At 56.0% G+C, this 10,098-nt stretch carries 10 protein-coding genes and 1 pseudogene; 5 read left to right on the top strand and 6 right to left on the bottom strand.

Annotated features, from left to right (window positions below):
- Positions 1–191: 191 nt before the first annotated feature.
- From AC2FNE_RS23625 to thpR, 4 genes are all read left to right on the top strand, one after another.
- Positions 192–1,430: an MFS transporter gene (locus tag AC2FNE_RS23625; RefSeq protein WP_170608894.1), complete on the top strand. Its 1,239-nt coding sequence runs from the start codon at positions 192–194 to the stop codon at positions 1,428–1,430.
- Between the two features lie 463 nt (positions 1,431–1,893).
- Positions 1,894–2,817 (top strand): DMT family transporter, encoded by a 924-nt coding sequence (locus tag AC2FNE_RS23620; RefSeq protein WP_496806455.1) that lies wholly within the window; start codon positions 1,894–1,896, stop codon positions 2,815–2,817.
- Positions 2,814–2,945, top strand: a complete 132-nt coding sequence (locus AC2FNE_RS23615; RefSeq protein ID WP_496806456.1) for a helix-turn-helix domain-containing protein — start codon at positions 2,814–2,816, stop codon at positions 2,943–2,945. The genes AC2FNE_RS23620 and AC2FNE_RS23615 overlap by 4 nt, the downstream gene beginning before the upstream one ends.
- Positions 2,946–3,007: 62 nt before the next feature.
- Positions 3,008–3,547: an RNA 2',3'-cyclic phosphodiesterase gene (thpR, locus tag AC2FNE_RS23610; protein ID WP_496806454.1), complete on the top strand. Its 540-nt coding sequence runs from the start codon at positions 3,008–3,010 to the stop codon at positions 3,545–3,547.
- Between the two features lie 62 nt (positions 3,548–3,609).
- Here thpR and AC2FNE_RS23605 read toward each other — a convergent pair whose 3' ends face one another.
- From AC2FNE_RS23605 to AC2FNE_RS23580, 6 genes are all read right to left on the bottom strand, one after another.
- Positions 3,610–4,527 carry an SMP-30/gluconolactonase/LRE family protein gene (locus tag AC2FNE_RS23605; protein ID WP_496806453.1) on the bottom strand — a complete coding sequence of 306 codons (918 nt, stop codon included), beginning with the start codon at positions 4,525–4,527 and terminating at the stop codon, positions 3,610–3,612.
- Between the two features lie 9 nt (positions 4,528–4,536).
- Positions 4,537–5,484 carry an ABC transporter permease gene (locus AC2FNE_RS23600; RefSeq protein WP_496806452.1) on the bottom strand — a complete coding sequence of 316 codons (948 nt, stop codon included), beginning with the start codon at positions 5,482–5,484 and terminating at the stop codon, positions 4,537–4,539.
- A gap of 3 nt (positions 5,485–5,487) precedes the next feature.
- Complete coding sequence (locus tag AC2FNE_RS23595; protein ID WP_496806451.1) at positions 5,488–6,423, bottom strand: ABC transporter permease; 936 nt, start codon at positions 6,421–6,423, stop codon at positions 5,488–5,490.
- 2 nt (positions 6,424–6,425) lie between these two features.
- Positions 6,426–7,901 (bottom strand): sugar ABC transporter ATP-binding protein, encoded by a 1,476-nt coding sequence (locus AC2FNE_RS23590; RefSeq protein WP_496806450.1) that lies wholly within the window; start codon positions 7,899–7,901, stop codon positions 6,426–6,428.
- Positions 7,902–7,931: 30 nt separating this feature from the next.
- On the bottom strand, positions 7,932–8,945 hold the full coding sequence (locus tag AC2FNE_RS23585; protein WP_496806449.1) for an ABC transporter substrate-binding protein: 1,014 nt from the start codon (positions 8,943–8,945) through the stop codon (positions 7,932–7,934).
- 64 nt (positions 8,946–9,009) lie between these two features.
- The gene (locus AC2FNE_RS23580; RefSeq protein ID WP_496806448.1) at positions 9,010–9,834 is read right to left on the bottom strand and encodes a FadR/GntR family transcriptional regulator; all 825 of its coding nucleotides are present in this window, start codon (positions 9,832–9,834) and stop codon (positions 9,010–9,012) included.
- Positions 9,835–9,937: 103 nt separating this feature from the next.
- Here AC2FNE_RS23580 and AC2FNE_RS23575 point away from each other — a divergent pair.
- A pseudogene (locus AC2FNE_RS23575) lies at positions 9,938–10,098 on the top strand (IS6 family transposase); the annotation flags it as partial.

Here is a 10,098-nt window from a genome sequence, read left to right as displayed (position 1 = left end):
CCTCACGACCAAGCCCAAAGCGATCCAGCCGCCGCCACTGCCAGCCATAAATGGCGTGACCGGCAGTGGCTCAATCTTTGCAGATCGATAAGGAAAGCATAAGACAAGCCCAAAGCGGACCTTACATTCTTGCTAGACCCTGCAGAATATTTGAGCTTGCAGTCCAACTCCATGGCGGGCAAGCGAGGTGTATGAAAGTCGCCGGTTTCCTTGTCCAGAATGCTCCCTTTCTCGCCGCCGGGGCACTAATGACGTTCATGTCCAGTTTTGGGCAGACGTTCTTTATTTCGATTTTCGCAGGTGAAATCCGGGAAGCTTTCGGCCTGAGCCACGGCCAATGGGGCGGTATTTACATGCTTGGCACGACCGTATCGGCCTTGGCGATGGTCTGGGCAGGCGGATTGACCGACATTTTCCGAGTTCGCGTTCTCGGGCCGGTGGTTCTGATCGGGCTTGCAGCAGCCTGTATGGCTATGGCGCTGAACCGGTTGGCTTGGGTACTGCCCTTGGTGGTTTTCTTTTTGCGGTTTTTCGGACAGGGAATGAGTAGCCACATCGCCGTGGTCGCTATGGCGCGCTGGTTCGTGGCAACGCGCGGACGGGCCCTGTCGACGGCGTCACTGGGGTTTGCCTTTGGCGAGGCTTTTCTCCCCATCCTGTTCGTGGCGTTGATGACAATCATAGACTGGCGATACCTTTGGCTTACGGGGGCCGTACTTTGCCTTGTAGGTGTTCCGGTGCTGGGTTGGTTGCTTGGGAAGGAGCGCACACCCAAACGGTTAGCGCAAAGTACGGGCAATGTGGGTATGCAAGGATTGCACTGGACCCGCGGCCAAGCGCTGCGGAACCCATTGTTCTGGGTCATGGTGCCAGCGATTTTGGGACTGTCCGCTTTCAACACCGCCCTGTTCTTCCATCAGGTTCACCTCGCCGATGTAAAGGGCTGGAGCCACATGGAACTGGTGTCGTTCTTTCCGCTCTACACGCTGATGTCGATCATAGCCATGGTGCTTTCGGGCTTGGCGCTGGATCGGTTTGGCACTGCCCGCCTGACGCCCTTCTACCAACTACCGATGGTCGTTAGTTTTCTCATATTCGCTGCTGCATCGGAACCGATTGCAATGTTTTTCGGCTTCTTTTTCCTCGCGCTGACAATGGGAGCAAATACGACTCTGCCCAACGCCTTCTGGGCGGATTTCTACGGAACGGCCCATATCGGCTCGATCAAGGCAATGGCGGCTGCAGTGATGGTATTGGGATCGGCCATCGGTCCGGGCCTGACAGGGCTGATGATTGACCTGGGTTTTGGACTGGAAAGTCAATTCATCGCTATTGCGGGGTATTTTGTTTTTGCAACTGTTCTGATGGCACTTGGGATCGGAAGGGCGAAACCGATGCTGCTGCGTGCCAAAGCGACTTGGACTGAGTAACGGATCGATCCGGCGTAAGTCATTTGGGAGACGGCAAGGAAACACTGAAAAGTCCGCACAGCAGACATTCACTGAATTCTGCTGAACGGCTGCCTCGAGCCCAAAACGGGTACTCGGAGCTAGTATCCGTTTGCGTCAGCGCCAATCGTTTGTGTCCTAGTTCACAGAGGCCCTCATCGATCTGGGTTAACGTAGGGTCACCCACAGGAGGTCTCAATGATTCATCAGGCTTCAATTACCACGCCCGCTTTCGCAGCAAGCATGATCCATACACTTGTAGTTATCTTGGGTCATTGCACCCGAATGCAACGCCGAGTTGACCGCTACCATTAAATCCAAAATCACGAAACTGTCTTAAAATTTAATCCTTTTTTATTTTGGCCGGTTGCGAAGGTGACCCAATTTTGCTTCGGTCTCTAGCCTTCGTTCTATTGATATCGGCGCCTTTCGGACGGCATTCGTTATGCGCAAAGGTATTTCTGACAGATCCGCTTTGCTCTTTGTTGTTCTCGCCCCGCTGCTCTGGGCCGGAAACTTCATCGTCGGGCGGGCACTACACGGAACAATCGAACCCTTCGACTTAAATTACTTGCGCTGGCTTGTTGCGGCGATAACCTTGCTGCCAGTCATCGTCCTGAACCGGCGGGACATTCTACTCTCGTACAAAAGGCACATGCCCGAGCTTATAGTTTTGGCGTCGTTCGGAATCGTATTGTTTAACTGGCTGCTTTACGTTGGCCTAAAACAGACACCCGCCTCGATCTCGGGGCTGATCTTCGGACTTTCACCAATCATCATCCTTATTATCGCAAGACTTTGGCGAGGGCGCAGACTGGATCTCCTTGAGATTTTCGGCGGCCTGGTCGCATTCGGCGGTGTTGGGATGGTACTCTTTACCCACACTGATGTGACCAGTGGTTTCAGACTGTTGACCGGGCCGATGTTTGTCTTTTTCGCGTCTCTCGCATGGGCGCTATTTACAGTTTGTCTCAACCGACTGCGGTTACCCCTTGCTCCCACTCCCTGTATGGCCGCAGTCGTCTGGTGCGGGCTTTGTTTGATGACACCTCTGGCGGTATGGCGAGGCAATATAACAATGCCTGACGTGTTTAGGCCTGAGATTCTTGTTTCTGGATTGTATCTCGGCGTGGGTGCATCGGTAATCGCGTTCTGCGCCTGGAGCGCAGGTGTAAGGCAACTTGGAGCCGCACGCGCCGGTGTATTCCTCCAATTAACGCCCTTTTTCATTGTCCTGATGACGGCAGTTTTTCTTGGAGAGGAGGTCTCGAGCCGAAAGATGCTTGGACTAATGCTGCTGCTTGTCGGCATTGGCATGGTGAATGTCGGTGCAACGAAGGTGCCAGGAAATCCGAATCGAGCCGGATAGGGAAGTCCGTTGGTGAGACCGCACTGCGGCTTGGATACTCAGACTCCACGGCGTTTTCGAGGGCCTTCCGAAAATGGTCTGGAATGTCGCCGTCGGATTTTAAGAGTATTGTAAAAGAACGGGGTTGAAGAACCGACGCCAGCTCGGTCGCATTCTGCTCGCCGTCGTTTATACAAATTTGGAAGCGAACATGCGTGTCTTCTTGGCAATAGACTTTCCGGATACAATCCGTGGTGAACTGGAAAGGCTGCAGGAGCAACTGACAGTCGGTCGCTTGGTGCCATCGGACAATCTACACCTCACCTTGAGCTTTCTTGGCGAACAGTCTGACGAAGTGTGTGAAACCGCGCATGGGGCTTTAACTGAAGTGCATGCAAAGCCATTCGACTTGCGTCTCGTCGGGCTGGGCAGCTTTGGAAAAAACACCCCGCAGGTGATCTTTGCCGATGTTGAACGATGTGAAGACCTACTCAATCTTGAGCGAAAAATCACGCGCAAACTAAGAGGCGCAGGTGTGCAGTTCCAAAAGCGCCGGTTCCGGCCGCACGTCACAATAGCTCGTTTCTCCCAGACACTTTCGACAAATGGCTTGGCACAAGTTCAGAATTTCTACGCGAGCCAGGGTAATTTTCAAGGATCGCGTTTTCAGGTTCGAGAGTTTCACTTCTACTGCTCGACTTTGATGCCGGATCAGGCGCACCATGAAGTTCTCGCGACCTACGAACTGTAAGGAACTCAATCAGATCGGGTTTTTCATTATGTGAGTGAAGACGCAACAGCTTGTCTGCTTTATCAGGGAGCTTGGATCCCCGTAGTTGCTACGTAAACAGCGTATACCGAGTTTGTCGCCGTAATGAATAACCGGTTCCGACGTGGCCCGCCAAAGGTCAGGTTTGCGACCATGGTCGGGATCCTTATCTTGCCAAGCGCTCTACCATCGGGGCCGAAGCAAATCACACCATTCTGGCAGGAACTCCAGACATTTCCATGGATATCAATTCGAAATCCGTCTGGTACGCCCGGGTTTACCTCACAGAAGACCCGACCGCCCAACAACTTATTCTCGTCGGAGACGTCGAATATACGGATGTGGTGCGGGCCGTCTGGGTCGTGGCTGCGACCGCTGTCGGCAATGAACAGCTTGCTTTCGTCTGCATTGAAAGCCAAACCGTTCGGCTTGGTCAAATCGTCGGCAACGATTCTGATCTCACCAGTTTCCGGGTTCGCACTATAGACGTAACAACCGTCCTGTTCCCGCTCGGATTTGTAGCCCTCGTAGTCGGACATGATGCCGTAGTCGGGATCGGTGAACCAAACGGTACCGTCTGATTTGACGACCACGTCATTGGGTGAGTTCAACCGCTTGCCGCCGAAGCTGTCCGCAATCACTGTGATTGAACCATCCGGCTCGGTCCGTGTCACGCGCCGGGTTCCGTGTTCGCAGCTGACCAGTCTGCCTTGCCGATCACGGGTGTTGCCATTGGCAAAATCGGAACGCGCTCGGAATTCGGAAACGCCGACACCTTCCGTCCAGCGCAGGAGCCGCTGGTTTGGGATGTCGCTCCAAACCAGTGTGCTGTGCTCGTTGAACCAGACCGGACCTTCGGCCCAGCGGCAGTCCGAATAGAGTTCTTCGACCGCCGCAATCGGCACGGTGAGGTCGTAGAACGATTTGTCGTAGTACTCGTAACTGTCTCCAACCAATGCCATTTTCGTTCCCTAACGTTGTTGTTTGTCCCCGCCTGCAATCGTAATGACCGCTACGATGATCAGACCGGTCATGATTAGGCGAATGCCAGCCGAAGCACCGAAGGTGTTCAGCATTGTCACCAGCAGGAACATGAACATGGCAGCGCCCCAGATGCCGGGTACGTTCGCCTTGCCGCCCGCCACCGAAGTTCCCCCGATGACCACAACGGCGATCGAGCCAAGCAGGTATTCCTGCCCCATATTCAGGGACGCGCCTCCCGAGAAACCGGCCAGAAGATAGCCGCAGAGCGCCGCCAGAAGGGCACTCAGCAAATAGGTGCAAAAGCGGATGCGCTCGACATTGATACCGGCCAACCAGGCCGCGCGCATGTTCTGACCAATGGCGAGGACCGACCGCCCGTAATAGGTGCGATTGAGAACAACGCTCATGAAAACGGCGAAGATAATGAAAACGACCGCCAGCACCGGCACGCCCAGAACCTGCGCAGTAGTAAACTCGGCGAGAAGCGGCGGGGGTTTGATCTTGAGGCCGCGACCATAGGCAATAGCGGTCGACAGGATCAGGAAACTGGAACTCAGCGTCGCAATGATCGGCGGGATGCGAAGGACCCGAATGAGCATGTAGTTGAAAAGCCCAACGACCAGTCCGCAACCCATCGACACGGCAAATCCCACGGCGAGCATGGCGTTTGAGCCATCCATAATTTTCATAGCCACGGCGCCGGATAAGGCGATCGTCGATGGGATCGACAGATCGACATTTCCTGGTCCGGTGGTGATGACAAACATCTGCCCTATACCAACGATGACTGTGAATGTAGCAAACGACAGTGCTGCGGTAATGACCTCGGCACTGCCGGTGCCGCCTGTGTAGATGGCCGTGGCAAGCCAGACCAGAAACATGCCGAAGAAGGACCAGATCCAAGGTTTGTCGGAGAGTTGCCGGATCATTGTCATGGATTATGACTCCTGCCTGTTAATCAGGGCCCTGAGTGCCAGAACGATGATCAGGATGCCGCCCTGTGCACCGATCTGCCAGTCGGGCGAAATCTTCAGGAACGTCAGGAAGGACCCGGTCAGCGCAAGGGTGAGCGCGCCAATGACCGCACCGATGGGTGAAACACGCCCGCCGACGAACTCGCCGCCGCCCAGTATCACGCCGGCGATGGCGTAGAGTGTGTACCGGTCGGCAATATGAGCGTCAGCCGCCGATGTCAGGCCGATTAGGGAAAGGCCTGATAACACCCCAAAGAAACCAGCGGCCCCGAACATCACCATTTTGATCTTCAGAAGCGACCATCCGGCGCGACCGATCGCTCTCGGGTTGCCGCCCGCACCACGCAGAACGGTTCCATAGCTGGATCGCATCAACGCGAAATGAACGACGAGGCCGATAACGATGGCGGCTATGATCGGGAATGGCACATAGGGTGTCTTCAATCCCATGATTGCCTTGACCCACCCCGGCGCGGTTCCGCCCGGCGTCGGCAGGACCAAGACAGCGATGCCAAGCCAAACGAATGACATCCCCAGCGTCACAACGATGGAGGGCAGGTTTCGCCAATAGATCAGTGCGCCAAGCGCAGCGTAGGCTGCGACACAAGCGGCCAGTGCCAGCACACCGAGCACCGGCGTGTCCGCCAACAGCTTCGCACCGATGCAGGCGGTCAAGCCTACAAAGGCGCCAATCGACAGATCCAGATCATTCACGGTGATGATAAACATCTGTGCGATCGTCGCCAGCGCGATCGGCACGGTGTATTGCAGCATCAGATTCATGCCAAAGTAGCTGGCCGCCCGCGGCTGCACGTAGAAAATTGCAGCCAACAATACTGTGAAGGATGCCGCTGGCAGGATGGCCCGCAGGAACTTTGGAGAAGTAACCTTGGCCAGCATGGTCAGGCGCTTTCCTTGAAGGACGAGTGCAGGACCTTTTCTTCAGTCAGGTCTTCACGCGAGAGGTCTGCCACGATTGCGCCGTTGCGAAATACATAGGTGTGGTCGCAGTTGTTCAGTTCGTCCATCTCCGTTGTGTACCAGAGAAAGGTGCGGCCACGTTCAGCCTCGTCGCGGATCAGGTCGTATACTTCCAGCTTCGTGCCGACATCGACGCCACGCATTGGGTCATCCATCAGGATAATCTCGGCATCCGAGGCCAGGGCCCGGGCAAACAGGGCTTTCTGCTGATTGCCGCCAGATAGAGACAGAATGTTGTCCGACATGTCGGGCGTCTTGATCTTGATCTTGTCCCGCCACTCTTCGCCGATCGCGGCTTCCGCCAGCGGGTCGATCAACCCGCGACGCACCATGGAACGCAGACTGCGAACGCCGATGTTTGCCGAGATCGACCACAAATGGAAAACGCCGTCGGTCTGTCGGTCGCCAGCGACAAGTGCAACCGGTCCTTGGACCTTCGGCGCCGTCTTGCCGCGCATTGCGGCGTCGTAGATCGATAACAATGTGCGCGTTTGCCCGTGACCGGCCAGGCCAGCGAGGCCTATGATCTCGCCCTTATGCGCCAGAAGGGTTGCGCTATCCCGACCTCCGTCGGCCCGGGCTTCAACCACCACAGGCGTTGTGCCCCTCTTTTTCTCAAGTTTCTCATGCTCGCGGATCTCGTCGATTTCGACGACGTTGCCCATTGCGGACACCAACGAATCCCGGTCGAACTCATTGCCCGGCCGCGCCGCCACAACAGCGCCATCCTTCATCACTACAATCCTGTCCGAGTAGTCGAGCACTTCGACAAGGACGTGAGAAATTAGAATGCAGCTCAAGCCCTCGCCAATTACTTTGCGCACGAAATCAAGCAATTGGGCGGCAGTCACCGCATCGAGTGACGACGTCGGCTCGTCCAGTATGACGAGGTTCAGCGGCGCATCGGTAATCGTAAATGCGCGCGCGATCTCAACCATCTGGCGTTTACCGATCGACAAATATCCGACGATGTCACCGGCTTCGATACCGTGACCCGGGAAAATCTCATCGAGTTTGCTTTGTATCAGGTCGCCCGCACGACGCTTCCATCCGAAGCCGGACAGCGAAGGATGGAAGATTCGTGCGTTCTCGGCGACCGATAGGTTTGGACACAGCGACAACTCCTGAAACACACATCGCACACCTTGCTGATTGGCGGCCGCGACATGGTATTTCGAGGTAAGGTTGGAGCCCATAACCTCAATGGCACCCCGATCAGGGGCGAGAGTGCCGGCAAGCACGTTCATCAATGTCGACTTGCCGGCTCCGTTGTGCCCAACCAGGCCGAGGCATTCCCCCGCATCCACCTCAAGGTCGACCCCGTCCAGCGCTCGGACGGCCCCAAAATGCTTGGCGACGTCCTTGAGCGAGACGATGTTTTTTGTCGATGCGGTCATTGGCCCCGGCCTTCCTGTTTTGCGCTGAGATCAACCGCCGGCAACGACTGCCATGGCATCTTCAAGCGAGTATTCGACATTCGCAACACCGCCAGGCTGCGTATTCGCCAAGCTTTCCTCCAGAGTATCCTGGGTGATGGTCAGGAACGGCACAGTCAGATCTTGTGGCACCTCTTTCCCGTCAAGGATCATCTGGGCCACCCAGAACGCGAGCGTGCCAACGCCGGGCGCAATCGAAACCGACATGGTCTCATAGCCGTTCGCGTCCTTTTGCTCTTTCCACCAGAGCATCTCGTCATATCGGTTGCCCATGACGATCAGCGGCGTTGGCCTGCCGGCAGCCGCAAAAGCCTGCGCAGCCCCGTAACCGTCACCGCCTTGGGTTACGACGCCAGCAATATCGGGCAGTGATGGAAGGATACCGGCAACTGCCTTCTGAGCCACGTCTTGTGCCCAGTCACCGTGGACCGAACCCACTATCTCGAACTGAGAGTTCTCAGCCACTCCTTCGTGGATGCCAGCACTGATCTCATCATCGACGAAGACACCGGCAAGGCCGCGGATCTCCAGCAAGTTGCCGCCGTCCAAGCGCGTCGCCAAATACTCGACTTCCACCTTTCCCATCGCATGGAAATCAACCGCGATACGATAGGCACAGGGTTCAGTTACGATACCGTCGAAGGAAACCACAACGATACCCGCGTCACAGGCCTGACGAACCGCGCCGTTCAATGCGTCGGGCGAAGCGGCGTTGATGACAATTGCGTCGTAGCCTTCGAGGATCATGTTTTGGATTTGGGCAGCCTGCTCGGTCACCTGGTTTTCGGCGGTGGTAAAGGCAGGTGCCTCTGCGACCACGCCGTCCGACACAGCGGCGCTGGTGACCTTTTCCCAACTGCCGAGCATCGCCTGGCGCCAGCTGTTGCCGGCATAGTTGTTCGACAGGGCGATGCGCTTGTCGGACGTGTCGGCCGAAGCAGCCCCTGCAACAGCCGTTATGGCAATCGCTACAGCGCCGGCGCTTAGAAAGGCATTTTTCAACATACTACTCCTCCTTAAGTGTTGATAAATTTTCCAAAATCATTCTGTCTTTGTTTTCAGAATGGGTTCATTTCCTGTCCGCAGTCCTATGCTCGTTTCCCTTCTCATGTGCGACGATCTCGTTGATGTCCGCGCGCGCACTCTTCAGAAGCCGCGTCATGGCAGCCTCGGCTTCATCCTCGTTGCCTTCGAAAATGCGGTCACACACCGCGCGGTGCAGCGGTATCGACGCCTCCCGTATCGACGGGCGACGTGACGAGATTTGGAAGCTCCGGGCCAGAAGCGACTCCACTACATGACCGAGCGAAGTCAGAAGCTCATTGCCCGACGCGCTCAGGATGGCCTCGTGAATTGCGAGATCAGCATCCATGTTTTCCTGCGACTGAGGGGGAGAACTCTCCATCCGCTCAATTGCCGCGCGAAGATCAGCAATTGCCTCTGGCAGCCGTTTCCTCGCTGCGAGACGGGCGGCGCCAGGCTCGATAATCAGGCGAAACTCGAAAAGCGCGTCTGCGAACTCGGTCGTACTCTCGGACTCTGACGCCCACAGCAGCACGTCTGGGTCCAGCATGTTCCAGTCACCTCGGGGGCGGACACGGGTGCCGGCTTTCGGCCGCGACTCAACAAGCCCCTTGGCAGTCAGCACTTTGATAGCTTCGCGATAGGCGGTGCGGCTGACCATCCACTCACGGCTCGCTGTTTCCTCGGTTGCAAGCGTAGCGCCTTCAGGGATTTCGCCGGCCACGATCCGTCTGCCAAGATCGAGCGCAACCTGACCATGCAGGCTCCTTCTCGAAAACGTCCGGTCTCTTTCCCTACGGCGATCCAGAGCCTGCCTCCCCCTTTTCGTGGACGAATTGGACAGCAGCCCGATTCCATCCAGGCAATTCATATAATCATACAATATTATTAAATAATCAAATTTGAATTAACGGGAGGGTCTTGTCAGAAGAACTTTGCTTGAGCAGGGCAGGGCGGTTGCGTAGCGTTTAGGAATGACCAAACCTGCCTCTTTCAAGTACTTCAAAACCAGTCCCGAGATCATCCGCCTGGCGGTGATGCTTTATGTCTGATTTCCGCTTTCGCTTCGAAATGTCGAAGATCTGCTGCATGAGCGAGGCATCGACGTGAGCCACGAAACCGTCCGATACTGGTG

It is taken from the genome of Ruegeria sp. YKSD179, from assembly GCF_059612885.1.
This window is presented reverse-complemented; position numbering and strand designations above follow the sequence as displayed.

What these genes read in the sequence shown, in the direction of transcription:
- AC2FNE_RS23625 (WP_170608894.1), top strand. Translation starts at nt 192, where the DNA reads ATGAAAGTCGCCGGTTTCCTTGTCCAGAATGCTCCCTTTCTCGCCGCC.
- AC2FNE_RS23620 (WP_496806455.1), top strand. Translation starts at nt 1,894, where the DNA reads ATGCGCAAAGGTATTTCTGACAGATCCGCTTTGCTCTTTGTTGTTCTC.
- thpR (WP_496806454.1), top strand. Translation starts at nt 3,008, where the DNA reads ATGCGTGTCTTCTTGGCAATAGACTTTCCGGATACAATCCGTGGTGAA.
- AC2FNE_RS23605 (WP_496806453.1), bottom strand. Translation starts at nt 4,527, where the DNA reads ATGGCATTGGTTGGAGACAGTTACGAGTACTACGACAAATCGTTCTAC.
- AC2FNE_RS23600 (WP_496806452.1), bottom strand. Translation starts at nt 5,484, where the DNA reads ATGACAATGATCCGGCAACTCTCCGACAAACCTTGGATCTGGTCCTTC.
- AC2FNE_RS23595 (WP_496806451.1), bottom strand. Translation starts at nt 6,423, where the DNA reads ATGCTGGCCAAGGTTACTTCTCCAAAGTTCCTGCGGGCCATCCTGCCA.
- AC2FNE_RS23590 (WP_496806450.1), bottom strand. Translation starts at nt 7,901, where the DNA reads ATGACCGCATCGACAAAAAACATCGTCTCGCTCAAGGACGTCGCCAAG.
- AC2FNE_RS23585 (WP_496806449.1), bottom strand. Translation starts at nt 8,945, where the DNA reads ATGTTGAAAAATGCCTTTCTAAGCGCCGGCGCTGTAGCGATTGCCATA.
- AC2FNE_RS23580 (WP_496806448.1), bottom strand. Translation starts at nt 9,834, where the DNA reads ATGAATTGCCTGGATGGAATCGGGCTGCTGTCCAATTCGTCCACGAAA.